At 44.6% G+C, this 25,782-nt stretch carries 25 protein-coding genes, 1 tRNA gene, 1 other RNA gene, 2 pseudogenes and 1 other annotated feature; of the genes and pseudogenes, 22 read left to right on the top strand and 7 right to left on the bottom strand.

Annotated elements, in window-relative coordinates; translation table 11 throughout:
- Nucleotides 1-382: 382 nt before the first annotated feature.
- The 3 genes from SLU01_RS16590 (at nt 383) to SLU01_RS16600 (ending at nt 3,928) form a co-directional block, all read left to right on the top strand.
- Nucleotides 383-862 (top strand): glutathione peroxidase, encoded by a 480-nt coding sequence (locus SLU01_RS16590; RefSeq protein ID WP_147060418.1) that lies wholly within the window; start codon nt 383-385, stop codon nt 860-862.
- Nucleotides 863-971: 109 nt separating this feature from the next.
- Entirely contained in the window at nt 972-2,438 is a 1,467-nt protein-coding gene (guaB, locus tag SLU01_RS16595; protein ID WP_147060420.1) for an IMP dehydrogenase, read from the top strand.
- A 146-nt stretch (nt 2,439-2,584) separates the two neighbouring features.
- Nucleotides 2,585-3,928 carry a serine hydrolase gene (locus SLU01_RS16600; RefSeq protein ID WP_373866427.1) on the top strand — a complete coding sequence of 448 codons (1,344 nt, stop codon included), beginning with the start codon at nt 2,585-2,587 and terminating at the stop codon, nt 3,926-3,928.
- Nucleotides 3,929-3,983: 55 nt separating this feature from the next.
- Here the strand turns inward: SLU01_RS16600 and pdxR are convergent, their stop codons facing one another.
- Nucleotides 3,984-5,381, bottom strand: coding sequence for a MocR-like pyridoxine biosynthesis transcription factor PdxR (gene pdxR / locus SLU01_RS16605; protein WP_147060422.1), 1,398 nt, complete (start codon nt 5,379-5,381; stop codon nt 3,984-3,986).
- Nucleotides 5,382-5,477: 96 nt separating this feature from the next.
- On the opposite strand from pdxR, the gene pdxS reads away from it, so the two are divergent.
- From pdxS to serS, 4 genes are all read left to right on the top strand, one after another.
- Entirely contained in the window at nt 5,478-6,323 is an 846-nt protein-coding gene (gene pdxS / locus SLU01_RS16610; RefSeq protein ID WP_147060424.1) for a pyridoxal 5'-phosphate synthase lyase subunit PdxS, read from the top strand.
- A gap of 95 nt (nt 6,324-6,418) precedes the next feature.
- A complete protein-coding gene (locus SLU01_RS16615) occupies nt 6,419-6,766 on the top strand; it encodes a DUF4288 domain-containing protein (RefSeq protein ID WP_147060426.1) in 348 nt (115 codons plus the stop codon).
- Nucleotides 6,767-6,832: 66 nt separating this feature from the next.
- Nucleotides 6,833-7,405, top strand: a complete 573-nt coding sequence (locus SLU01_RS16620) for an NUDIX hydrolase (protein ID WP_170232738.1) — start codon at nt 6,833-6,835, stop codon at nt 7,403-7,405.
- A 47-nt stretch (nt 7,406-7,452) separates the two neighbouring features.
- Nucleotides 7,453-7,665: a binding site (T-box leader), on the top strand.
- Between the two features lie 68 nt (nt 7,666-7,733).
- A complete protein-coding gene (serS, locus tag SLU01_RS16625; protein ID WP_147060430.1) occupies nt 7,734-9,008 on the top strand; it encodes a serine--tRNA ligase in 1,275 nt (424 codons plus the stop codon).
- 186 nt (nt 9,009-9,194) lie between these two features.
- Here the strand turns inward: serS and SLU01_RS16630 are convergent, their stop codons facing one another.
- The 4 genes from SLU01_RS16630 to tadA form a co-directional block, all read right to left on the bottom strand.
- Nucleotides 9,195-9,728 (bottom strand): hypothetical protein, encoded by a 534-nt coding sequence (locus SLU01_RS16630; protein WP_246111025.1) that lies wholly within the window; start codon nt 9,726-9,728, stop codon nt 9,195-9,197.
- 350 nt (nt 9,729-10,078) lie between these two features.
- A complete protein-coding gene (locus tag SLU01_RS16635) occupies nt 10,079-10,321 on the bottom strand; it encodes a hypothetical protein (RefSeq protein ID WP_147060432.1) in 243 nt (80 codons plus the stop codon).
- Nucleotides 10,322-10,422: 101 nt separating this feature from the next.
- Nucleotides 10,423-10,602 carry a hypothetical protein gene (locus SLU01_RS16640; RefSeq protein ID WP_147060434.1) on the bottom strand — a complete coding sequence of 60 codons (180 nt, stop codon included), beginning with the start codon at nt 10,600-10,602 and terminating at the stop codon, nt 10,423-10,425.
- 267 nt (nt 10,603-10,869) lie between these two features.
- Nucleotides 10,870-11,367 (bottom strand): tRNA adenosine(34) deaminase TadA, encoded by a 498-nt coding sequence (gene tadA, locus SLU01_RS16645; RefSeq protein ID WP_174842673.1) that lies wholly within the window; start codon nt 11,365-11,367, stop codon nt 10,870-10,872.
- Nucleotides 11,368-11,499: 132 nt separating this feature from the next.
- Here tadA and SLU01_RS16650 point away from each other — a divergent pair, with 132 nt between their 5' ends.
- From SLU01_RS16650 to SLU01_RS16665, 4 genes and pseudogenes are all read left to right on the top strand, one after another.
- Nucleotides 11,500-12,135, top strand: a complete 636-nt coding sequence (locus tag SLU01_RS16650) for a deoxynucleoside kinase (protein ID WP_147060438.1) — start codon at nt 11,500-11,502, stop codon at nt 12,133-12,135.
- Nucleotides 12,132-12,800: a deoxynucleoside kinase gene (locus SLU01_RS16655; protein ID WP_147060440.1), complete on the top strand. Its 669-nt coding sequence runs from the start codon at nt 12,132-12,134 to the stop codon at nt 12,798-12,800. The genes SLU01_RS16650 and SLU01_RS16655 overlap by 4 nt, the downstream gene beginning before the upstream one ends.
- Nucleotides 12,801-12,958: 158 nt before the next feature.
- Nucleotides 12,959-14,097: pseudogene (locus tag SLU01_RS16660) on the top strand (YibE/F family protein).
- Nucleotides 14,094-14,864, top strand: coding sequence for a YibE/F family protein (locus SLU01_RS16665; protein ID WP_147060442.1), 771 nt, complete (start codon nt 14,094-14,096; stop codon nt 14,862-14,864). Before SLU01_RS16660 ends, SLU01_RS16665 begins: the two are co-directional and overlap by 4 nt.
- Nucleotides 14,865-14,908: 44 nt before the next feature.
- Here the strand turns inward: SLU01_RS16665 and SLU01_RS16670 are convergent, their stop codons facing one another.
- Nucleotides 14,909-16,276 (bottom strand): aspartate kinase, encoded by a 1,368-nt coding sequence (locus SLU01_RS16670; RefSeq protein WP_147060444.1) that lies wholly within the window; start codon nt 16,274-16,276, stop codon nt 14,909-14,911.
- Nucleotides 16,277-16,434: 158 nt separating this feature from the next.
- Between SLU01_RS16670 and SLU01_RS16675 the strand changes: the two genes are divergently transcribed.
- The 3 genes from SLU01_RS16675 to thrB are packed head-to-tail and all read left to right on the top strand — an operon-like array spanning nt 16,435 to nt 19,690.
- Entirely contained in the window at nt 16,435-17,733 is a 1,299-nt protein-coding gene (locus tag SLU01_RS16675; RefSeq protein WP_147060446.1) for a homoserine dehydrogenase, read from the top strand.
- Nucleotides 17,730-18,788 (top strand): threonine synthase, encoded by a 1,059-nt coding sequence (gene thrC / locus SLU01_RS16680; protein WP_147060448.1) that lies wholly within the window; start codon nt 17,730-17,732, stop codon nt 18,786-18,788. Before SLU01_RS16675 ends, thrC begins: the two co-directional genes overlap by 4 nt.
- Nucleotides 18,788-19,690: a homoserine kinase gene (gene thrB / locus SLU01_RS16685; protein ID WP_147060450.1), complete on the top strand. Its 903-nt coding sequence runs from the start codon at nt 18,788-18,790 to the stop codon at nt 19,688-19,690. The genes thrC and thrB overlap by 1 nt, the downstream gene beginning before the upstream one ends.
- 94 nt (nt 19,691-19,784) lie before the next feature.
- Here thrB and SLU01_RS16690 read toward each other — a convergent pair.
- Nucleotides 19,785-19,877, bottom strand: a tRNA-Ser gene (locus tag SLU01_RS16690).
- A 374-nt stretch (nt 19,878-20,251) separates the two neighbouring features.
- Between SLU01_RS16690 and ffs the strand changes: the two genes are divergently transcribed.
- The 8 genes and pseudogenes from ffs to SLU01_RS16730 all read left to right on the top strand — a co-directional run bounded on the left by ffs (nt 20,252) and on the right by SLU01_RS16730 (nt 25,547).
- Nucleotides 20,252-20,520, top strand: an RNA gene (ffs, locus tag SLU01_RS16695) — signal recognition particle sRNA large type.
- A 105-nt stretch (nt 20,521-20,625) separates the two neighbouring features.
- Nucleotides 20,626-22,392, top strand: a complete 1,767-nt coding sequence (dnaX, locus tag SLU01_RS16700) for a DNA polymerase III subunit gamma/tau (RefSeq protein WP_147060452.1) — start codon at nt 20,626-20,628, stop codon at nt 22,390-22,392.
- Between the two features lie 22 nt (nt 22,393-22,414).
- A complete protein-coding gene (locus SLU01_RS16705) occupies nt 22,415-22,735 on the top strand; it encodes a YbaB/EbfC family nucleoid-associated protein (RefSeq protein WP_147060454.1) in 321 nt (106 codons plus the stop codon).
- Between the two features lie 11 nt (nt 22,736-22,746).
- Nucleotides 22,747-23,343, top strand: a complete 597-nt coding sequence (recR, locus tag SLU01_RS16710; protein WP_147060456.1) for a recombination mediator RecR — start codon at nt 22,747-22,749, stop codon at nt 23,341-23,343.
- A gap of 95 nt (nt 23,344-23,438) precedes the next feature.
- A pseudogene (locus SLU01_RS16715) lies at nt 23,439-23,681 on the top strand (MerR family transcriptional regulator); the annotation flags it as partial.
- 36 nt (nt 23,682-23,717) lie between these two features.
- The gene (locus SLU01_RS16720) at nt 23,718-24,839 is read left to right on the top strand and encodes an RNA-guided endonuclease InsQ/TnpB family protein (protein WP_147060458.1); all 1,122 of its coding nucleotides are present in this window, start codon (nt 23,718-23,720) and stop codon (nt 24,837-24,839) included.
- 163 nt (nt 24,840-25,002) lie between these two features.
- On the top strand, nt 25,003-25,215 hold the full coding sequence (locus SLU01_RS16725; RefSeq protein WP_147060460.1) for a YaaL family protein: 213 nt from the start codon (nt 25,003-25,005) through the stop codon (nt 25,213-25,215).
- Nucleotides 25,216-25,283: 68 nt separating this feature from the next.
- Nucleotides 25,284-25,547 carry a pro-sigmaK processing inhibitor BofA family protein gene (locus SLU01_RS16730; protein ID WP_147060462.1) on the top strand — a complete coding sequence of 88 codons (264 nt, stop codon included), beginning with the start codon at nt 25,284-25,286 and terminating at the stop codon, nt 25,545-25,547.
- The last annotated feature ends 235 nt before the right edge of the window (nt 25,548-25,782 follow it).

Here is a 25,782-nt window from a genome sequence, read left to right on the forward strand (position 1 = left end):
CACATGCCATCCCCTTGGGGGATGGTTTTTTTGTGCTTAGAAAGCTGTTAGCAAGGACGTGGGAAATAATGATTCCTTAGCCTGAACGGAGTCGCGCTAAATGCCTTTGACACCACGCAGGAACATTCCCGCGCTCATAGCTTGTCGTCGTGCGCTCAAAGACTGCTGTTCCGCGCTTATAGCTCTCCGCCCTATACGCTCAAGCAATCCTTCAAAGCGCCCAATGAATACCGTCCTACGTCGAAAACAATCCCAATTCCTCACTTAAGCTTTGTCCATCACCCGAATACAACAAAACTTCATAGTAAAGTTCGGATTTTTGCTTTAGCACTTAAGTTCATCTATTGTTGATTAATAAAAGCGGGGAAAGGCGATGATGGAGATGACGACGTTTTATGAGCTTATAGCTGAAATGCCAGACGGTACGATGCAATCGATGAAAGAATACGAGGGCTATGTGGTAGTCGTCGTAAATACGGCGAGCAAATGTGGATTTACGGGGCAGTTTAAAGAGCTGCAACAATTGTACGAAGATTATCGTGATCAGAAGTTTGTTGTTCTTGGGTTCCCTTCGGACAATTTCAATAATCAGGAGTTCGACTCCATGGATGAAACGTTGGCCTTTTGTGAACGGAATTACGGGGTTAGTTTTCCGATGTTTGCTAAAGTGAATGTCAAAGGAGAAGGGGCGTCCCCGTTGTTTTCATTTTTAACGGATCAGAAAAAGGGATTGTTGACGGACGGCATCAAGTGGAATTTCACTAAATTTCTTATAGACCGCAAAGGGAATGTCGTAGACCGGTTTGCTCCGCAAACTTCTCCGGATAAAATGAGAGAGGCAATTGATAAGATCATTCAGTGAATTATAGGAATTCTTTTTCTTATTCTTCCCTCCTTGACACGTCCAATTGGCGCTGATAACCTTTTAATAATATTCACTTGTAGATAACAATTTAAGAGGAGGAAACGAAATGTGGGAATCTAAGTTTACGCGCGAAGGATTGACCTTCGACGATGTGCTTCTTGTACCGGGTGCTTCAGAAGTTTTGCCGAAGGATGTGTCACTTTCCGTTAATTTGACGGAGAAGATTACGTTAAATATTCCTATTATCAGTGCGGGAATGGATACGGTGACTGAGGCAAAGATGGCAATTGCTATGGCTCGTCAGGGCGGCCTTGGTGTCATTCATAAAAATATGAGCATTGAAGAGCAGGCCGAGCAGGTTGTAACGGTGAAACGGTCTGAAAATGGCGTGATCACAAATCCTTTCTTCCTCACTCCGGAACACCAAGTATTCGATGCGGAGCACTTGATGGGTAAATATCGTATTTCTGGTGTTCCAATTGTCAATAATATGGACGAAAAGAAGCTTGTCGGAATTTTGACGAACCGCGATTTACGTTTTATCCAAGATTATTCGATGATCATCAGTGAAGTGATGACAAAGGATAATTTGGTGACAGCACCAGTTGGGACAACACTTGAAGATGCAGAAAAGATTTTACAGAAATATAAAATTGAAAAGCTCCCAATTGTTGACGAGAATGGAATCTTGATGGGGCTCATTACAATCAAAGACATTGAGAAAGTGATTGAATTCCCAAATGCGGCAAAGGATAAGCAAGGTCGCCTACTAGTAGGAGCTGCTGTTGGCGTCACGTCTGATACAATGTTGCGTGTCCAGAAGCTTGTCGCTGCAGAAGTGGATGCTATCGTCATTGATACAGCACACGGGCACTCAAAAGGCGTTCTTGAAACGGTTGCACAAATACGCAAGGAGTATCCTGATCTTGATATCATTGCAGGGAACGTTGCAACTGCAGAAGCAACTGCAGCTTTATACGAAGCGGGTGCTGACGTTGTCAAGGTTGGTATCGGCCCTGGGTCAATCTGTACAACACGCGTCGTTGCGGGTGTAGGCGTTCCTCAAATTACAGCAGTTTACGAATGTGCTTCTGAAGCACGCAAACAAGGTAAAACGATTATTGCAGACGGTGGTATTAAATACTCTGGCGATATCGTAAAAGCTTTGGCCGCGGGTGGACATGTTGTTATGCTCGGAAGCTTGCTTGCGGGTACAACAGAAAGTCCTGGAGACACGGAAATATTCCAAGGCAGACGCTTTAAAGTTTACCGCGGTATGGGTTCAGTTGCAGCGATGGAACACGGTTCAAAAGACCGTTACTTCCAAGAGGATGCAAAGAAACTTGTCCCTGAGGGCATTGAAGGTCGTATGCCATATAAAGGGCCTCTATCAGATACAATCCACCAATTGGTCGGCGGTGTTCGATCGGGTATGGGATATTGCGGAACGAAGGACCTGCATGACCTTCGAGAAAAAGCGCAATTCATTCGCATGACGGGTGCAGGATTGCGCGAAAGCCATCCACACCAAGTTCATATTACGAAGGAAGCGCCGAACTACTCCATTTCCTAATGGTTTGAAGTATATAATATGAAACTTCAGCACCTTTCCCTGCGTCAGTATATGAGCGGAAAGGTGCTTTTTGATTAGAATCCCCTAAAATGGTTCATGATGTGATAAAATATGAAGTGGAAAATTGCAATGACGGAGGTATTTTGGTGAAACGGGAAATGAGAAAATGGGTCGCGCTGCTAATCATTCCATTTGTATTGATGATGACGATTGGCACAACCCAAGCACAAGCAGAATCGACACTCGGTATCCATGTAGATGGTGCCATTCTAATTGACGCGGATAGCGGTAAAATCTTATACGAAGAGAATGCAGACACACCACTCGGCATTGCAAGTATGTCAAAAATGATGACAGAATATCTTCTATTCGAAGCGATAAAAGATGAAAAAATCAGTTGGGATCAAGAATATAAAGTTAATGATTATACATACGCCATTTCGCAGGACAGACGTCTAAGCAACGTACCGCTCCGTAAAGATGGAACGTATACAATTAGAGAACTTTATGAAGCATTAGCGATCTATTCGGCGAATGCAGCTACAATTGCTATAGCAGAAACGATTGCAGGAACGGAAACTGAGTTCTTGAAATTAATGGATGCGAAAGCGAAAGAACTTGGATTGGTCGATTATAAATTCGTCAACTCTACTGGGTTGAACAATGAATATTTACAAGGCATGCATCCGCAAGGCACAGGCGAGAAAGATGAAAACGTCATGCCGGCAAAATCGGTTGCACGTCTGGCGTTCCATTTAATGCATGATTATCCGGAAGTTTTGGAAACGACAAAAATCAATTCGAAAGTATTCCGCGAAGGAACAACGGATGCAATCAAGATGGACAACTGGAACTTCATGCTCCCAGGATTCGTTTACGAGTATGAAGGTGTAGATGGATTGAAGACAGGAACTACCGACTTTGCGGGACATTGCTTCACGGGAACGGCAAAACGTGGGGATAAGAGGGTCATCGCCGTTGTCATGAAGGCAGTGGATGCGAACGGAGTCGGCTCTTACAAGGCAAGATTCGATGCAACACGTGCTTTGTTCGATTATGGATTCAGCCAATTTTCCGATGTAGAACTTGTTCCCGGAGATTATCAATTCAAAGAGCATAAGACATTGGATGTGCTGAAAGGAAAAGAGAAGACTGTTTCCATCGAAGTGAAAGAGCCTATCCACGCGATGATCAAATCGAATGAAACAGATCTATATGAACCCCAACTCGTTTTGGATGAGTCTTTATTGAAAGACGGAGCGCTTGAAGCGCCGATCAAAAAAGGAACGGTCGTCGGCCATGTGAAAGTCGTCAAAACAGAAGGCGAGGATTACGGATATATCGACTCTAAGGATCTCGGCATGGAAGTCATCGTCACTGAGGATGTTGAGAAAGCCGGTTGGTTCTCCCTGATGATGAGCGCAATTGGCGATTTCTTCGTCAGCATTTGGGATGGTGCGACAGGGTTTGTGAAAGGTATATTTAAATAATCAAAAGGTAATGGCCCGTGAATTCGGGAACCATTACCTTTTTTCATTACCTTTGCTATTCTATAGTCCAAGCTTCCATGAGAAGTCGAACTGCATCAGGAATATGAGCATCCTCGAGACCTCCAAATCCAATTAAAAATGACGGTTGTTGTTTATTCGCGACTTTACGGTATTCATTTAATCCATAGACACGAATGCCTTTGTTCAAAGCACGTTCCGTCAACGTATCTTCATCGTCATCGGTATGGACACTAATGAGGATATGCATGCCCGCTTCGTCGCCGGAGTAGGAGATTTTAGGTGCATAGGCTTGCAATGAATCCGTTAACAGCTGCAGCTTGCGTCTATACACTTTCCGCATCCGGTTCAAATGCCTGGCGAAATGGCCGTCCTCCATGAAGCGTGCAAGCGTGTGCTGGTCGAGCCTTGGCACGGTTGAGGAATAATGGATGAATGCCTTTTCATATTTCTCAAGGAGCACCGATGGAAGAACCATATAGGCGATGCGCAGCGACGGCATGAGCGATTTAGAAAAGGTGCTTAAATAAATGACGTTGCCGGCTTTGTCCATTCCTTGTAACGACGGAATGGGACGTCCAGTATAGCGAAATTCGCTGTCATAATCGTCTTCGATAATAAAGTTCCCTGCGTTTGAAGCCGCCCAGTTTAATAAGGCTGTCCTGCGGGCCGCTGATAGCACTGTGCCGGTCGGAAACTGATGGGAAGGTGTTACGTAAGCAACAGTCGCCTCGGATTGTGTAAGCGCGTGTATGTCCATTCCTTCTTCATCGACTACAATCGGCAACGCCTCCCGGTTATTATGGTAGAACACGTGATGGGTAAGCGGATAGCCGGGATCCTCGATGGCATACACTGCTTGTGGACCAAGAAGCCGGATGAGCAACGGCATGAGCTGTTCAGTACCGGATCCGACAATGATCTGATCCGCGGAGCAATCCACCCCTCGTGAGTGGTACAAATACTTCGCGATTTCCTGCCGAAGCTCAAAATCGCCGTGCGGGTGACCTAATAGCAGTAGATGTTTTGAAGACTCGTCGATGACGTCCTTTGCGTATTTGCGCCATTGTTTGAAAGGGAAAGACTCCGTGTCGATTTTACCTGGAGAGAAATCGATTTCGAGCTCTTTTTTCTTTTCCTGGGAAATAATAGTCGTTGTACCAGTCGGTTGTACATATGCCAATTCACCAATTTCTTGGACAAAGTAACCTTTGCGTGGTTTTGATGTAATAAACCCTTCCGCTGCAAGCTGTCCATAGGCGAGTTCAATTGTCGTCTGACTGATATCAAGAAAATCGCCGAGCTTTCGTTTGGAAGGGAGCTTTTCCCCGACAGCAAGTTTTCCATCAGTGATGTCATTGCGGATCTGCTGGTAAATTTGTTCATAAAGTGGGATTTCACTTTCTTTATTTAGTTCAATCAAAAGCATTTCCACTGTCTGCACCTCTATCTGACCACTTCAATTAAGTATTAACTGAGTATTTTAATATGGTCATATTTCAGTATACTATATGAAAAGGGGGAAGATACAATGAATTTTAAATATGGCGGCGTCATTATGGATGTTATCAACGCAGAGCAGGCAAAAGTGGCGGAGGCGGCAGGGGCAATTGCAGTCATGGCGCTTGAGCGTGTCCCGTCGGATATTCGGGCGGTGGGCGGAGTTGCTCGCATGGCAGATCCGCGTATCGTGGAAGAAGTGCAGAAGGCAGTTTCGATTCCAGTTATGGCGAAAGTGCGGATCGGGCATATTTCGGAAGCACGAGTGCTAGAGGCAATGGGTGTCGATTTCATCGATGAAAGTGAAGTGCTGACTCCGGCGGATGATGAGTTCCATTTGTTGAAGAGCGATTACAGGGTACCTTTTGTGTGTGGTGCACGCAATCTTGGTGAGGCGGCAAGGCGTCTTGGTGAAGGCGCGAAGATGTTGCGGACGAAAGGCGAGCCGGGGACAGGCAATATCGTTGAAGCGGTCCGTCATCTTCGCCAAGTGAATGCACAGGTGAATCAAATCGTTCATATGAATAACGATGAGCTAATGGTGGCGGCGAGGGACTTGGCAGCGCCTTATGATGTATTGCTCGCGATCCGCGAAGCGAAGCGTCTTCCGGTTACAAATTATGCAGCAGGCGGTGTAGCTACTCCGGCGGATGCGGCGCTTATGATGGAGCTGGGTGCCGATGGGGTATTTGTCGGTTCAGGGATCTTTAAATCGGATAATCCGGAACGTTTTGCGCGTGCGATTGTCATGGCGACGGAAGACTTCAAGAACTATGAGTTGATTGGCGATTTATCAAAAGATATGGGAACGCCGATGAAGGGGATTGAGATCGGCAAGTTGGCGGAAAGCGAACTGATGGCGGTGCGTGGAGTTTAATCATACAGGCTAGGGCATGGTGCTCTAGTCTTTTTTTTTGAATCTTTTTTTAAATGCAGCCGTAAAAAGAGTAAAGAACAAGGGGGCAAGGTAGCATGGACAATATTTTCTCGGTAAAATATTTATTGCACTCCATCAAATCCGCGGACACTATTGAGTACGGGGATAATGAAGAAGTGTTTGAGGAAGTAATTGTTTTGGTCAGAGATGAAAGTAAGGAAAGTGCAGCGAAACGGGTCATTAGCCAGTATGAAGAATTGACGTATGAGAATGCCGCAGGCGGAATGACGACATGGCACTTCGTTCAAGTGTTGGACTGCTTCGAATTGGTGGCTGAGATACAGGGGGACATTGATTTCAAAGAGGTGTATAGCAGGTATATCCTTGTGGGGACGGGGACGACTCCAGATGAAGTGATTCGTGACTATTCTCTTGATAAATGATGAAGTGATGGGGCGGTGTGGCCTATTATGTGTATAAAATACTTTTCGTTGAAAGGGAGTATGAAGTTGGTAGAGTTGTTGAAAGTTTTCGATGAAAATTATAAGTATATATATGACGAAACGAGAGAGAACATCCATATGAAAGGCTCATGGCATGAGACGTTTCATTGTTGGCTCGTGAATGAAGCAAATGTTTTTATTCAAAAAAGAAGCACCACGAAAAAGGATTTCCCAAGCTTGTATGATATAACAGCGGCTGGCCATTTGCTGGCGGATGAGGAAGTTATGGATGGAGTCCGCGAAGTGGAGGAAGAGCTTGGCATACAAGTGGACCTTTCTAAGTTAAAACGGATGGGGATTGTTCGGGACGTTATCAGGCTGCCGGGTTTCATTGACAAGGAATTTGCGAATGTTTTTCTCTATCAATCAAGCTTTACAAAGGATGATTTCAAATTGCAGGAGGAAGAAGTGGAAAGCATTCATGCCGTTGCGATTGGCGATTTACAGGCACTCTTTAAGGGAGAAATGAAAAACATCTTTTGCTTAGATGGCAATCAAATAAGCTTGATTGATTTTGTTCCACATGAAACAGAATATTTTAGCGTAATTGCGGATATGTTAGGATCATCATCTTCATGAACCTTGCCAAAAGTTCCGGGATGTAGTAAAGTGATGTTAATTTCAAATTAAAGACGATGATGGGAAGCAGTAGCAAGCACGTTTTTCAAAGAGAGCCGGCGGGTGGTGCGAGCCGGTAAAGACACTTGTGAATCCGTCCCTGAGTAGCCAGGTTGAACGAAGAGTAGGCCTAGCCGGACATTGAACCGTTATTTCAAAGAGTGGATCAGCTAATTTGCTGGTCAATTTGGGTGGCAACGCGGGTAGTTCTCGTCCCTTATATAGGGGATAGAGGGCTTTTTTTGTGTTCAGAAATCGTCGTCAAATGACATTAGAGGAGGAATCGGTTATGTTAGACATTAAATTGCTTCGTGCAAATTTTGATGAGGTAAAAGCTAAGTTAGCGAAGCGCGGAGAAGATCTGTCGGAGTTAGATAAGTTTGTAGGTCTTGATGAAAAACGAAGAGAACTGATTGCGAAAGTGGAAGTGCTGAAGGCGGAGCGTAACGGGGTTTCGGAAAAGATTGCAGAAATGAAGCGCAATAAAGAGAATGCAGATGACGTAATCGCACGTATGCGTGAAGTCGGTGACGAAATCAAAACGCTCGATGAGGAATTGCATCAAGTAGAAGAAGACTTGAATTATGTTATCATGCGCATCCCGAACATCCCGCATGAATCCGTTCCAGTCGGCGATAGCGAAGACGATAATGTCGAAGTGCGCACATGGGGCGAAAAGCCGGGATTCACTTTCGAACCAAAGCCGCATTGGGAAATCGGCACGGATTTGAATTTGCTTGATTTTGAACGTGCAGCGAAAGTGACGGGCAGCCGATTCGTCTTTTACCGTGGACTCGGAGCAAGACTTGAACGTGCGTTGATCAGCTTTATGCTCGACTTGCATTCGGAGGAGCATGGATATGAAGAAATGCTGCCGCCTTATTTGGTGAACCGTACGAGCTTGACAGGCACTGGCCAGCTGCCAAAATTCGAAGAGGATGCATTCCTCATTGAAGAAGAGGATTATTTCTTAATTCCGACGTCTGAAGTGCCGGTGACGAACTATTATCGTGATGAAATCTTGGACGGGGCTCAATTGCCGATCGCGTTTACTGCTTACAGCACAAACTTCCGTTCAGAAGCGGGTTCTGCTGGGCGCGATACACGCGGGTTGATTCGCCAGCATCAATTTAACAAAGTCGAGCTTGTCCGCTTCGTGAATCCTGACGAATCTTACGATGAGTTGGAGAAATTGACAGGACACGCGGAGAAGGTATTGCAATTGCTTGGTCTTCCGTATCGTGTCTTGAAAATGTGTACAGCGGATCTTGGATTCACAGCTGCGAAGAAATACGACATTGAAGTATGGATTCCGACACAGGACACATACCGTGAGATTTCTTCTTGCTCAAACTTCGAAGATTTCCAAGCGAGACGCGCAGGCATCCGTTTCCGCCGCGAGCAAGGTGCAAAGCCTGAATTCGTTCATACGTTGAACGGAAGCGGCTTGGCAATCGGCCGTACAGTCGCTGCCATCCTTGAAAACTTCCAACAAGAAGACGGATCTGTCGTCATTCCGGAAGTGCTGCGTCCGTATATGGGTGGAAAAGAAGTTATTCGATAAGTCACTTGTTAATCTAACGGTAATGTACAAAACATGAACAGCCCTGAAGCAGCGCGTTAGGCAAGAGTCCGGTATTGGCCGTGACTCTTGCCTTTTAGTTTTGACGTACACATGGAAGCAACCTACGATGACTAGTTGGAGCGTTTGGTTGAACGTTTTTTTTGTCGGATTGTTAACTGCAATGTCCTAATTTTTTACTGTCTCGGCTGGGGTAAATGCTTCCCATGGATTATATTCGGTTGTTATTGATGAAATAAACCAATACTCTTTAAATGGTTCTAAATTCTTTTCCACGATTATGCTCTTCTCCCCGCCACCGAAGTCTCCATAGGAAGCCCATAAATCATAGTTAATGGTATACCGCATTTTGGATTCACTAAGCTTTTCGACTTTGGTAAAACGAAAGTTGCTAACCGAAGGACTTGACTGGCCTGTTATCCAGCGGGTTTCCTCAAATTTACTTCTGGACTGTTTTCGAAGCTCAGGGGACAACATCGCATATTGAACACCGCCACTTCGATTATTTACACCTAATATCCACAATTCAACGGCTTGTTTTGGTTCGGTTACCATTAAACCATTTATAAAAGACATTAACTGGCTTTCTAAAGGAGTGAGTTGTTTGCCTTTAATAATTTCTTCCTCAAAGGAAAGGGGGATCGTTCTGCTTGTGCAATTGGAGATATAACTAAACAAAAGACGAACAAAATAAACGTGCATTTCAAAATCGTATTAAACATGAATTGATAACAACTCCTTTTTCTTATTTTGTGAAGTTCTACTCACCTCATACTCGTTAGATAAACAAAAAAAGACCATCTATTGATGATCTCATTTTGTTCAATTATCGCGCCCGATAACGGTATAGTATGACACGTTGATTTCCGCTTCAGGCGGACGCGTTCCGGGGGGCGGGCGGTGAGCCTCCTCGTCCGCAACGCTGCGCTTTTGCTTCCTGCGGGGTCTCACCTGTCCCGCTAATCCCCCAGGAGTCGCCGCCTTCCGCTCCAATCAACTAAGCATCTGTTTCTATACGGCAAAAGCGCCCGATTCCAGAAATCAATAATCGCTTATTTTTGTTTCGTATTAAATTTAATATTACTTAATATCAATGCAATAGAAAATATTATTAAAAGTATAAAGCCAAGCAATGATACTAAATCAGTGATACGAACTAATAACTCCCCAAGAATATGTCCTCCATAACCGCCCTTGAAAATACCAAGTTTTGCGTAGCCGAGAATAGGAGTATTTAATAAAGCAAGTACAGCACTCCCCAAAATACAATAAAGTAATTTTACATTCTTATTCATTAAAATCCCCCTTTCCCGTACTTCAAAACTTCAACATAATGGCTCTTTGTAGAACGGACGCAGATCGCTTTTATGGCAATCGCGCCCGATTGCGACACATTCTATTCAATATCCCGTATATAATTTCCTTCCTCGTCTATCTGGTTAAGCCCTCCTCCGAAATACCATCCTTTTTCTTCGATAAATTCTATAAAGGCATTAGAAAAATCTTCTTCACTTAAATCTTCACCATTTGTTGCATAAACACAACCATCTAATTCAATTCCTAATGGTCTTTTCAATTTTCAAATACCCTCCAAAACTACATTAAGCTTAATTGGTCAATCTGGCCTGATTGATGAATAATCTATATTTCATAGTACTTGCCGTTGCTTGGAGTGCAGGCGCCGACTCCGGGAGGATCAGCGTGAGCCTTGAGACCCCGCAGGGCGCATGCCTTTCGCAACCGAGGAGGCTCAAGCCACGCCCTCCGGAAAGCGTGCGCCGGAACGGAAAGCAACAGTTTATTATGCTACATAATGGCTCTTTCTCCCCGTCAATCGAACCCGTTAGACTTCCCGACTCGCCCTTTTTTGCTCTTTTTTCTTTTCCCGTAATGCTCGGAAAAACTGCGATAACATGTTGCCGCATTCATCCGCCAACACGCCTTCCGTCACTTCGCATTCATGGTTGAAGCGCGGGTCATTCAGCAAACGATATAACGAATCGACGCAGCCGCCTTTTGGATCTCTTGCACCGTAGACGACACGTGGAATCCTTGATTGTAAAATTGCCCCCGCACACATTGGACATGGCTCAAGCGTGACGTACAATGTCGTTTCTTCTAATCGCCAGCTGCCGACTTCCTTGCATGCTTCCTGAATTGCCGATAGCTCTGCATGTGTGACGGCATTTTGTGACGTTTCCCGTAAATTATGCGCACGCGCAATCACTTCTCCATCTTTGACGATGATTGTCCCAATCGGAACTTCGCCGAGTGTCTCCGCTTTTCTAGCTTCTTCGATCGCCAGCCGCATAAACTTGCGGTCCATTTCAAATACATCCATCATTCATCGCTCCTTGCCCATAGTGTACCATCCTGCAAAGTAACCTTGCCATTTTTCGACAACGTCTATGTTTCAACATCCTATTATGATAAAATGAAGTGCAGAAATTGACGAATCAAAGGAGAGCATTTTATGTCTGTTCCGTTCATTACGGTAGAGGGACCAATTGGCGTCGGCAAAACAACGCTGTCTAAGGCGATTGCGGAGGCGCAGCAGTTCCACCAGCTAAGCGAAATCGTGGATGAGAATCCATTTTTAAATAAATTCTATGATGATATCGAGGAATGGAGCTTTCAAACTGAAATGTTCTTCCTCTGTAACCGATATAAGCAATTGAGCGACATTCAGAAGAAATACTTAAGCAAGCAGCAACCTGTTGTAGCAGATTATCATACTTTCAAAAACCTCATTTTTGCTAGACGTACGCTTCCAGCAGATGAATATGCTAAGTATGAAGAGATTTATCATATCTTAACGAGGGACATGCCCGTACCGAATGTAATCATCTATCTTCACGCCTCTCTTGACACGCTTATGAAGCGAATTGCATTACGCGGAAGGGATTTTGAGAGAAAAATCGATCCTGCTTATTTGCAACAGTTGGCGGATGACTATGAGGTGTTCATTGCTGACTTCGAAGCGGCCCATCCGGATATTCCGGTGTTGCGCTTCAATGGGGATGAAATAGACTTTGTCTGCGATATGGGTGATTTGCAATTGATTCTCAACAAAGTCGATGAGACGATACAAAAAGGAGTAAACCAATGAACTTACGAGAAAAATACGGGATTCCTAAAAATGCGGTCATCACGATTGCAGGAACCGTCGGAGCAGGCAAGTCGACAATGACGCATGCTTTAGCCAATGCGCTGGATTTCCGCACATCCCTTGAAAATGTAGATGAAAATCCGTATCTCGACCGTTTCTATGACGATTTCGAGAAATGGAGCTTCCATTTGCAAATCTATTTCCTTGCCGAGCGGTTCAAGGAACAAAAACGGATTTTCGAGTACGGCGGCGGCTTCATCCAAGACCGGTCGATCTATGAAGATACGGGAATTTTTGCGAAAATGCATAAAGACAAAGGGACGATGGATCCGGTCGATTACGATACATACACGAAGCTGTTCGACGCGATGGTCATGACGCCATATTTCCCGCATCCCGATCTGCTCGTCTATTTGGATGGTCCGTTTGAGACGATTCTCGAGCGCATCCAAGAGCGTGGACGCGAAATGGAGCAGCAAACACCGCTTTCCTATTGGGAGGAGCTCCACCACCGCTACGTGCAATGGATCGATTCATTCAACGCCTGCCCGGTTTTACGGATTGACATCACCGATTATGATTTGATGAAAGACCCGCATGAAGTGGAGACAATCGTTGAACGGATTGGCAATATGCTGAACTTGTCGGCTATGTTAAAAAAATAAAAGTACAAGAGCATCGCGATTGGATTATGCGATGCTTTTTCAATTTCAAAAAACCTAATCAAACTTTGGTATAGGTTGACCTAAATGACTAAAAAAGGGTATTGAATACTGTGGGCAGTCAATGATGGTTATAAGCAGCTAACATTGGAGGGTTTTAGTTGAATGTTATCACGAGCAGATTTAAAAAGATGACATCTAAACGCGTATTTATATTTACATTAATAGGACTTTGCTTTGCGATCTCCATGTTTTTCATTCATCATAATTACTCGTTCTATCAGCAGCCAATCGCAAAAGTCATTCAAATAGAGGGAAAGGATACATCCGACATAACGGATATGAATAATAACGAAGATCGTCTGTTCACGCAGCACATCATCGCTGAAATAAAAAACGGAGAACATAAGGAAAGCTCATCCATTTAACGAATGAGTATTCAACATCCGGGGCGAACGATCACCAGTACCGTATTGGAAATGGGCTGTTCGTTTCGATTGACCCGAATAATGAAGGGGAATCCACGTTAACCGGAAGCATCACGAATGTGAAGCGAGATCAATATGTTCTACTTGTCGCATGGATTTTCATCTTTACATTACTGATTACTGGAAAAAAGCAAGGACTGCTTTCAATTATTAGTTTGGCAGTAAACGCAGCTTTATTGTCATTCGCCTTGGATATTTACATTACATACCCATCTATTAGCCTAGTGCTCATTTGCGGTCTAAGCGGAATTGCGTTTTCTGCCATTTCTTTACTAGTCGTCAGTGGATTTAATGAAAAGACGTATGCTGCAATAGTCGCGACGTTGTTAGGGACTTTCATATCTCTTGTTATTGCTTATGTTGTTTTACTGGTCACGTCAGAAAACGGAATCCGATATGAAGAAATGCAGTTTTTAACGAGGCCGTACCGGATGGTATTTATGGCAGGAATGCTTATTGGCTCATTAGGCGCTGTTATGGATGTCGCCATTACAATGTCTTCGTCACTCTTTGCTTTGTATGAGCAAAATAAAGACATATCCGTAAAAGCGTTGAAAGCTTCAGGAATTGATATTGGGAAAGAGATCATGGGGGCAATCACGAGCATTTTGTTTTTCGCTTATATTAGCGGGTCAATTCCTGTCATTATTTTATATTTGAAAAATGCTTCTCTATTGGGATTTACGCTCTCCATGAATCTCTCCTTAGAGCTGGCCCGTGCTCTCGTTGGCGGCATCGGCGTAGTCTTAACGATTCCAATCGGTCTTTACATCACCATCTATTTTATTAACCGGAAGAGGGTGAAGTCGTGAATGTAATCGTGTTATTGGCGATCATTTTATTTCTATTGATGACGGTGGTCGGTGGAAAAAAGGGGATAAAATCATTTGTTTCTCTTTTTCTGAACTTTGGTGTCTTCATGTTCATGATTTTTTTCATAACAAATCCAGATATGAATCCAATCTATATAACACTGATTGCTAGTGTATTCATTGGCTGCATCAACCTGTTTTATATTAATGGTGTGAATAATAAAACAGTGGCCGCCTTCATCTCCACAATGATTACAATTCTATTTTTACTTTTCTTAATCGCTACTGTAACGAAATATGCAATGATTCAAGGGTTTGGGGAAGAAGAAATAGATGAACTCGGTGTATTTTCTCTCTATATCGGAATTGATTTCACAAAACTTTTAGCTTCCGTAATCATTTTAGGCACGATCGGGGCCATTATGGATGTGGCTATTTCCATCGCTGCCTCCATGCATGAAATATATAAGCATAATCCGTTAATGAGCAGAAAGGATTTATTCACATCAGGGTTAAGTGTGGGAAGGGATATTCTAGGGGCGGATACAAATACATTGTTTTTTGCCTTCTTTGGAGGATATTTAGCCCTGCTCTTATGGTTCAAAGATTTGTCTTATACATTTGGAGAAATCATCAATTCGAAAATATTCAGCGCTGAAATAATTGGGATCCTCTGTGCCGGCATCGGCGTAGCAATCGGTCTCCCAATTGCTTCAGGCATCAATGCATATCTTATTACAAGGAAAAGGGAAAAGCAGCAGGCATAAGAAAAGACGCATGAATGATGCGTCTTTCTTAGTACCTTTGGTTCTTAAGACTTTACATAGGACTTTACAAAAAACTCCTTGTACAACTCTTTCAAAATCTTCGTTTCATCTTGCACTTTAACTCCGAAAACTAAGCTGACCTCTGAAGAACCCTGATTGATCATTTCAATATTCGCCCCTGTTTTGGCGATGGCGGTTGCAGCGCGCGCTGCTAGTCCTGTCGTATACTGCATGCCTTCACCGACGAGGACAATCATCGAGTAATCATGCTCGACGATGACAGCGTCCGGTTCCAGTTCTTTATGGATCCTCCCGACAATTCTTTCTTCCTTCTCTTTCGTTAAGAAGCGTGTCCGGATGATAATTGACAAGTTATCGATGCCTGAAGGCGTATGCTCGTAGGAAATTTCCTCTTCCTCAAAGATTTGGAGAAGCCTGCGACCGAAACCGATTTCCAAGTTCATTAGAAACTTATCGACGTAAATGGCGGTGAATCCGCTATCTGCCGCGATGCCGATCACTTGCTGTTCATTATAATCCCGCTCCTTAACTATCAATGTACCCGGTGCGTTAGGATTATTCGTGTTTTTGATGCAGACAGGGATTGATTTCCGGAACGCTGGAATGAGCGCTTCATCGTGGAAGACGGAGAATCCCGCGTACGCCAGCTCCCGCATTTCCCGGTACGTCATCGTTTTGATTGGAACCGGATTTTCGATGACTGTTGGATTCGCTGCAAAGACAGAATCGACATCCGTGAAATTTTCGTAAAGGTCCGCTCCCACAGCCGCTGCAACGATGGCGCCCGTAATATCAGATCCTCCTCGATTGAATGTGCGGAGTGTTCCGTCTTTTGTAAAGCCAAAAAATCCAGGAAAAACAATCAGTCCGGACTCCTCGCGTAATTTTGCAAGCCGCTCGTCCCCTTCAGATAGTGCACGGACTCGCTGTGGGCGATCGTTTACAAGAAGCCCTCCGTCCTTTGGATTGATGTATTTTGCATCACATCCTATTAACGAGAAGTATGCAGCAATTAACTTCGCGTTATTATCCTCTCCGGCAGCTTTCATCGTATCCATATATAAAGAGGAATCTTCTTTGTCATTGGATAGTCTATCACGCAAATCCGATTCAATTTCACTTGAAATGTCAGTAGAAAGGCCAAGTTCATCTGTAATTTCCCGAAAACGGCTAAGAACACGTTCGAGATGGGGATCGGTCTCCGCGCCTGAAAGCGCAGCCTCTCCAAGGCGAATGAGCAAATCTGTCACTTTAACGTCATCAGAAAATCGTTTGCCGGGAGCTGATACAACAACTATTTTACGTTCTGCGTCTGAGGTTACGATATCGACTACTTTTCTAATTTGATCGGCCGTAGCAACTGAAGTGCCGCCGAATTTACATACCTTCATATTCATCAAATCCAATCTTAAATAGAATGACAATTGCATGTTATATTGAACTTTAACATAATCGGGGTTGTTATTGAAGATTTATTTCTCTATAATGTCCTTATGCAAAGAACGATTGTTTTTTCATAGTGTACATACAGTGAGGAGAATCGTCAAATATGAAAAATGAGATTAATATCGGATTACTAGGTTTCGGTGTCGTAGGCAGCGGTGTAGCTGAAATCCTGCATAGGCACCAAGAAGACTTGAGCCATAAATTAGGAGTGCCTGTTAAAATAAAAAAAGTACTCGTGAAAGACGCGACGAAGAAGAGGGATACCGTCTTGGCGCAGGAGATTTTCACAACCGATTCGGATGAAGTGATCGAAGACCCATCCATCGATCTTATTGTCGAAGTGATCGGAGGGACAATCGAGGCGAAACAAGCGATTGAAAAAGCGCTACGTGCCGGTAAAGGCGTCGTGACGGCGAATAAGGACGTCATGGCGCAATTTGGCCATGAATTGCTGAAATTGGCGGATGAACATAAATGCGATCTGTTCTATGAAGCTAGCGTCGGAGGCGGCATCCCGCTCATCCGGACGCTCGAAGACGGCCTCGCATCGGACCGCATCCGTGCATTGACAGGAATTGTAAACGGGACGACGAATTTCATCCTGACAAAAATGAAACATGAAAAGAAAACATACGAAGAGGCGTTGGCGGAAGCGACGGAGCTTGGATTTGCGGAAGCTGATCCATCAGCGGACGTTGACGGGATGGACGCGGCAAGGAAAATGACGATCCTTGCGTCACTCGCATTTTCTACGGAAGTCCGTTTGGAAGATGTCTTCGTCAGAGGAATGAAAGACATCCAGAATGGCGACCTCGCATTGGCGGAGCAGTTCGGCTTCACTGTAAAGATGGCTGGATTCGCCAAAAAGGACGACGACGGCATCGAAATTTCCGTTGAGCCGGTATTTATCCAAAACTCCCATCCGCTAGCCTCCGTCAATAATGAATTCAATGCCGTCTACGTATATGGAGACACAGTCGGGGAGACGATGTTCTACGGACCGGGGGCGGGTTCATTGCCGACAGCCACCTCCGTTACAGGAGATATCGTAGCAGCATGCCGCAATCTATTGCTTGGCGTGAATGGAAAAAGATTGCACGCACCGCAGCACGCATACACGGTAAAGGAAGACAAACAAATCATCGGCCGCTACTTCCACCGCATTTCCGTGAAAGACGAAGTCGGCGTTTTGTCAAAATTGGCATCGGTCTACAGCAATCATGGTGCGAGTCTGGCAACTGTCGTCCAGCATGAAGGAGACAACAACGGCGGCGTCGACTTGATCATGATCACCCACAGCATTTCACGGCAACAGCATTTAGACATCATGAATGAACTGCATAACACACCGGCAGTGAACGGCGTTGTTAGCTACTACAGAGTGGAGGGCGAAAACAGATGAGAAGATGGAACGGACTAATCGAAGAATATAAAGAGTGGCTGCCGGTAACAGACGAAACGCCAGAGCTGACTCTCCAGGAGGGGAATACCCCCCTCATTCACTTGAAAAACTTATCGGAACAATGGGGTGTTAACCTTTACGTCAAAACGGAAGGGACAAACCCGACAGGCTCTTTCAAGGATCGCGGCATGGTGATGGCGGTCGCTAAAGCGAAAGAGGAAGGGAAAACCGCACTCATCTGCGCTTCCACGGGCAATACATCCGCTTCAGCAGCAGCGTATGGGGCACGCGCAGGAATGCGGACAATCGTCGTCATCCCGGAAGGACGGATTGCACTTGGCAAGTTGGCGCAGGCAAAAATGTACGGCGCTGAAATCGTAGCGATCGAAGGGAACTTTGATGAAGCGCTACGGATGGTGCGTGAAGCCGGCGAAGGGCAAATTGCTCTTGTGAATTCAGTGAACCCTTACCGATTGGAAGGCCAAAAGACGATTGCCTTCGAAACGATCGAGCAATTAGGGAAAGTACCGGATATTTTCGCATTGCCGGTCGGAAATGCCGGAAATATTTCCGCTGCTTGGAAAGGGTTCAAGGAATATGACGAAAAGAAAGGATCGGGCACGCCGAGACTGTTAGGAGTGCAGGCGGACGGAGCAGCTCCGATCGTCTATGACCGTGTATTCGAAGAGCCCGAAACGGTCGCGACAGCTATCCGAATCGGGAATCCTGCGAGCTGGCATTTGGCGACGGCAGCACTTGAAGAATCTCGGGGAGCCATCCTTTCCGCAACGGACGAGGAGATACTAGAAGCATACAGCCTGCTGGCTTCATCTGATGGCGTGTTTGCGGAACCGGCATCATGCGCAACGATCGCGGGCATTAAGAAGCAACTCGACGCGGGGTTGATTGACAAGGGGACAACGATTGTCGGAGTGCTTACGGGGAACGGACTGAAGGATCCGGAAACAGCCATCAATGTAAATGAAGGAAAGCCATTCCTCTCCCGGGAGCAGTTCGATGCATTTTTGAATGAATTGAAGGCAGGGGCAAAGTGATGGAAGAACCATTATTCACGGTCGTTGTTCCGGCCACGACAGCGAACTTGGGACCCGGCTACGACAGTGTCGGAATGGCGCTCTCATTGTATATGACCGTTCAAGTACAAGGGGCCGCGGAATGGAATGTCCACTACGATGGAGAAGAATATGAAGGTTTGGCAACCGACGACACGAATTTAATTGTCCGAACGATTCAAGACGTAGCGGGGAGACACGGCAAGGAAGTCCAACCGCATGCATTGTACGTCACTCCTGATATACCGCTCGGCAAAGGGCTCGGCAGCAGTGCAACTGCAATTGCTGCAGGAATTGAAATTGCTAACGAGCTACTCGATTTATCATTGACACCGAAAGAGAAAGTAAGGATTGGGAGTGAGATTGAAGGTCATTCCGATAATGTAGCAGCCGCCCTATTAGGAGGCGTGACAGTCGCTTATTTCGTAGAAGATGAATTGGAAGTCATCCAGCTGCCGCAACCGGTAATTGGAGTGATCATCCTCGTTCCTCCGAATGCGTTGAAGACTTCGGAATCCAGAGGGCTTCTTCCCGATAAATTGCTCCATTCTGTTGCATCCGCTGGGAACGCCGCAAGCAACGTCATGCTGACTGCCATTGCGCTCGGGGATTGGCAGTTGGCCGGCAAGATGATGGAGAAGGATGTTTTCCACGAACAATATCGGAAACCGCTACTTCAGGACTTTGATCAAATTCGCACCTTCTGTCATGAATTGGGAGCCTACGGTATGACAATCAGCGGTGCTGGCCCATCTTTGTTCATTGCTGTGAAGGAAGGGCTTCAAGAGGAAATTGCGGAGAAGCTGGAAAAAGAATTTCCATATTACAGAGCGATAGCAGTCACACCTGCTCCTATTGGTTCTACAATACAAAAAGATGCCTAGCCAATATTCGGCGAAGCATCTTTTTTAACATAAAAAAAATCCATTACATTTAATGTAACAGACTTCTCCAACTTATGCGCTTTTTTAAAAAGTATGGCGGAGGAAGAGGGATTCGAACCCCCGCGGGCTTTAACACCCCTGTCGGTTTTCAAGACCGATCCCTTCAGCCGGGCTTGGGTATTCCTCCGTGACAACAAAACATAATTTATCATGAATCAATATAAAGTGTCAACTACTTCTCCACACTCTTTTTTAATTAAGTTTATTCGTAGAAGTCTGTCATTTAGAAAGGGCTTTGGGGGGCTTTTCCACGGAGAACGGGAACTCTTTCGTTGAAAACGAGAAAACCTCCTTTGGCAACGAGAACTCCTCGGCTGTAAACGAGAACTTTTCTATCGGGAAAGAGAACTCTTATACCGAGAACGAGAACTTTTTAGTGGGAAATGGGAAGTCTTTAACCGTAAACGGGAACTCCTGTTGATGTAGTATTTTGCGTGGCAAAAAACAAGTTTCAAAGGAGATGGGTTGATTTCATCCGTGAAAATCGTTATACTAAGAAAGCCGTGCTAGGTGGGGAGGTAGCGGTGCCCTGTAACTTGCAATCCGCTCTAGCAAGACTGAATTCCTTTCCTGAGGCTGTTTCCGCATGTAGGGTCTGCCTCTTGCACGTAGTGTTGACGTCTGGGTCCTGCGCAATGGGAACCCATGAACCATGTCAGGTCCGGAAGGAAGCAGCATTAAGTGGACTTTCTCATGTGCCGCGGGGCAGCCTAGGCTGAGCTGTCGACAGGAGTAACGCTTATGTGCGGCAGTCGAAGGAAGGTGCACGGCATTTACATAGTAAATCCAACTCGTCCGTTTTCCGGGCGAGTTTTTTTGTCTATCTATGCTATAATAAAAGCACTAATGCATCGAAAAGGAAAGGAGGGGGAATGGTGGTTTATCAAGCTTTTTACCGAGTGTATCGTCCGCAATCATTCAGCGAGATGTCCGGTCAGCGGCATGTCAAACAGACGTTGCAAAACGCTTTGCTGCATAATAAGACATCCCATGCGTATTTATTCTCGGGACCGCGGGGGACAGGGAAGACGAGTGCTGCGAAGGTATTTGCAAAAGCATTGAATTGTGAAAAGGGCCCCACGAATGAGCCGTGCAATGCGTGTCCGACTTGCATAAGTATTACTGAAGGGTCGAATACAGATGTCATCGAATTCGATGCTGCTTCGAATTCCCGCGTTGAAGAAATACGGGACATTATTGAGAAAGTCCGGTTTGCCCCATCGAACGCCCGCTTTAAAGTCTATATTATCGATGAAGTCCATATGTTATCAAATTCGGCATTCAACGCGCTTTTGAAAACATTGGAGGAGCCACCGCCGCATGCAGTGTTCATCTTGGCAACAACAGAGCCCCATAAGCTTCCATTGACCATCATTTCCCGCTGTCAGCGTTTCGATTTCAAACCGATTACATCGGCCGAGATCATTGACCGGATGAAGCAGGTGTTAAGTGACGCTGGCATTGAAGCGGATGAAGGCGCTCTTAAAGTAATTGCCCAGGCTGCTTCAGGCGGAATGCGCGATGCGCTAAGCATGCTTGACCAAGTTGTGTCGTTCAGCGGTGACCGACTGACGGCTGAAAGTGCACTGCTCGTCACAGGTTCAATCGGAGAGGACATCTTCTATCAATTGGCGGAAGCTCTTCTTTCTAAAGATGCCGCAGCCGCATTGACCCTTCTCGATCAGCTTATCGTTGAAGGGAAGGATGTATCGAGGTTGGCGGAAGATCTGATTACGTTTTTCAGGGATCTTCTTCTATTAAGAACTGCTCCGGATCTTGAGGATCTTCTTGAATTGATTTCGGGGAATGAACGGTTTGTTTCCATGTCGCATGCATTCGAACCGGAATCCCTTTATTCATTCATAGATATTCTTTCAAAGACACAGCAGGAAATGCGTTTTTCCAATCACGCGAAAGTTTACGTTGAATCAGCGCTTTTGAAAATGATCCACTTGGAAGGGCCGACTACGCTTTCGAGCGGTCCTCAACAATCAGATCCAATTCTCGCTGAAAAGGTGAGTAGCTTGGAAAGGCTGATTGCCGATCTTCAACAACAGTTGGCAAACGGAGTGCGCCCAATTGAGGGGACACCGTCGGCTGGACAACCGAAGAAAAATGCTTCAAAGTCCTCCCAGTCATTCAGAATACCAACTGGAAAAATCAATGAGGTACTAAAGGGAGCCACCCGTCAGGATATCCAGGTAATCCGGGAGGAATGGGCAAGCATGATGCAGACACTGCAAAGATCCCATTCCGCACTTCTAGAAGAAACTGAACCAGTGGCGGCATCTGAGACTGCTTTTGTGTTAAAATTTAAATATGAAATCCATTGCCTGATGGCTTCGGAAAATTCATCACTGCGATCGGGCTTATCTGAGGCCTTGCGCAATCGAACCGGCAAAGCATATGATGTCGTGTATGTACCCGAGGACGGTTGGTTGAAGGTTCGCGAGGAATTCATCCGGAATAATGGATTGACAAAACAACAGGACGGGACGGATGATTCGTCAGGAGACCCAAATGGAACTGCGGAAGAAATGCCATCCTTTGTCCAGGAAGCAGAACAGCAAAATACCGATCCGATCGTTTCGGAAGCGGAAAAGATGTTTGGCAAGGAATTTATAACAGTACATGACGATTAAACACAATTGAGGAGGAAATCACATGCGCGGTATGGGAAATATGCAAGGTATGATGAAACAAATGCAAAAGATGCAAAAGAAAATGGCAGAAGCACAAGAGGAACTTGGTGAAAAGCGTCTCGAAGGAACAGCGGGCGGAGGTATGGTGAAAGTTATCGTTTCAGGTCAAAAGGAAGTGCTTGAAGTGGTTGTAGATCCATCTGTTGTTGATCCGGAAGATGTGGAAATGCTACAAGACCTTATTGTGATTGCAACAAACGATGCAATGGCAAAAGCTGAAGAACTAACGAACTCCACAATGGGGCAATTCACGAAAGGATTGAACCTACCTGGAATGTTCTAGGAGGAAACAATATGCATTATCCTGAACCGATATCGAAACTAATTGATAGTTTCATGAAACTGCCAGGCATCGGCCCGAAGACTGCGGGCCGTCTGGCGTTTTTTGTATTAAGTATGAAAGAAGACACTGTCCTGGACTTTGCCAAGGCATTGGTGGATGCAAAACGTAATCTGCGCTTCTGCTCTGTCTGTGGCCATATTACTGACATAGATCCTTGTCAAATCTGTCAGGATCAATCCCGTGATCGGTCGATGATTTGCGTCGTCCAAGACCCGAAGGATGTAATCGCCATGGAGAAAATGAGAGATTACAATGGTCTGTACCATGTCCTCCACGGAGCAATTTCGCCGATGGACGGCATCGGCCCGGAAGATATCAATGTGCCTACTTTATTGACACGGCTTCAGGATGAAGAAGTACAGGAGTTAATATTAGCAACGAATCCTACAATCGAAGGAGAAGCAACCGCGATGTATATTTCGAGGCTTGTGAAACCTTCAGGTATCACGACAACTAGAATTGCACATGGTCTTCCGGTTGGTGGGGATCTGGAATATGCGGATGAAGTGACGCTGTCAAAAGCGCTTGAGGGACGCAGAGAACTATAGGGGGGTAATAACAGTCGACATAAGGTTACAAAAGAATATAAAACCTTTTAATCTTATTATAATTTTCTGTATAATGGAATTAGAGGGAGTAGTGAATGAAGTATTATTCAATATGCGAATTCGCTGAATTGATTAGGAAAACGCGTCAGAAATTACGAAATTTGGATAAGCGAGGGGTTTTCAAGCCACATCATGTTACAGAAAGCGGTTACCGATATTACTCGCAAGGACAACTCCATCACTTCTTAGGCATCAAAGATGAAAGACAACTGAATAAAGTGGTAATAGGTTATTGCAGGGTTAGTTCGCAGAAACAAAAAGATGATTTGGAAAGACAAACAAAGCCAAGAAGATGATTAGGGAGTTGTTAGAGAATGATTCTAGCGAAGAAAATCAGACTCCGACCGACTAGAGAACAGGAAGAACAGTTATGGAAGTCTGTAGGTACTGCCAGATGGGCGTATAATTGGGCGTTAAACAGACAACGGGAAAACTTCAAACAGGGAAACAAGTTTATTCCCAATACCATTTTACGAAAAGAACTGACGGAATTGAAGCAAACAGAAGCATTTAATTGGTTGTATGAGGTTTCAAACAATGTTACCAAACAAGCGATAAAGGATGCTTGCAATGCCTATCAACGTTTTTTAAAAGGAAAGGCAAAGTTTCCGAAGTTTAAAAGTCGGAAGAAATCCAAACCATCATTTTATAATGATACCGGCAAATTAAAAGTGAAAAAGAATTTGGTGTTGATTGAAAAAGTAGGTTGGATCAAAACAAGTGAGCAGATTCCGATAGGTGTTTCCTACACCAATCCGAGAATTAGTTTTGATAATAAATATTGGTATATTTCCGTGGGGATTGAACAGGAATTTGAACAGCCTGAACTAACGGATGAAATCATTGGAATTGACTTAGGGATTAAAGAGTTGGCTGTTTGTTCCAATGGCCAAGTATTCAAGAATATCAATAAAACGGAGGAAATAAGAAAGACCGGGAAACGCTTGCGTAGGTTGCAACAAAGCGTATCGCGCAAATACGAAATGAATAGGGAGGGAGACCGTTTCGTCAAAACGAGCAACATTATAAAACTTGAAAAGCAGATACAACACCTACACAGGCGATTATCCAATATCCGAAACAATCATATCCACCAGGCAACGAACGCTATCGTGAAAACCAAACCAAGCGACGTTGTGATGGAAGATTTGAATGTAAGCGGTATGATGAAAAACCGTCATCTTTCAAAAGCAATTGGAAACCAGAAATTTCATGAGTTCATTCGCCAAATGGAATATAAGTGCGAAAAATATGGAATTGAATTCACTAAAGCGTATCGTTTTTACCCGTCTTCCAAAAAGTGTTCATCATGTGGAACGATTAAAAAGGACCTGAAACTGTCTGATCGTGTGTTTTCATGTGAATGTGGATTGAAGTTGGATCGGGATAGAAATGCATCGTTAAATTTGGCAAGCTACGAAGGATTAACAGTTTAGTCACCAACAAGACACTGTTAATGTGTAGGGTCCGTTGTACCCGAATTTACGCTTGTGGACTGTTAGACCAAACGAAAGTAGCTTCGGCAAAATCGGACAGGATGAAGCAAGAATCAAACAGGCTTTATAGTTTTCTATAAGGTTTTGGCAACGGTCAACGAGAATGTTCGGCCGAAAGAGAAAATTAAAAAGAGAATTCGATGATCGGCTTCGTAACCTTCTATTGGAAACAAAAGAAGAATGGGAACAAGCGAAGGAAATTGAGAAGTATTTGAATGATTATGACCAGGAAATAATTGTCCGGCGAAAGATTACCGAAAGTAAGTACTTTCATTTATTCAAAGAAGCGAAAGAAAGACAGCTTCGTGTGGAATGAGAATGATAGCGTGATAATTTTTAAGGGAAGCGCATAGACTTGACTATTAGTCGAAAGGGGCGCTTCTCATGAAAGTTATCGGTGTTGCTATTATCGGGGTTGTCTTACTCCTACTGTTGATGATGGATAAAAAGCAAATCAAGAAGATGACGGAGAAACTATCCGTATTCTGGTTCCGTCTGGCGTTTGCATTTCTTGCTCTCTTCATATTAAATATTGCGGGTGGATTTGTTGGCATCTATTTTCCGGTGAACATCGCATCAGGATTCCTTCTAGCTATATTGGGCATTCCAGGATTCGCGGCACTGTTTGCGTTTGCTGTTTTCCTATAAAGGAGCTTCTTCTATAGAAGGAGCGTTTATATTCCTTTATTAGTATTGGACAAACAGTTTTCGTGGGTGAAGTTATTCAGAAAAAGTTTTTGTGAAAAAGACTTGAAATCAATTAGACAAGCTGATATAGTAAATAACGTTGCGTTTCCGATAAGTAACTAACTACTTCAAAACAGCTTAAAACTTTTTGATGAAAGTTGTTGACATCGGGATTGCAGGATGGTATTATATAAAA

The organism is Sporosarcina luteola, from assembly GCF_007991495.1.
Lineage (GTDB): Bacteria > Bacillota > Bacilli > Bacillales_A > Planococcaceae > Sporosarcina > Sporosarcina luteola.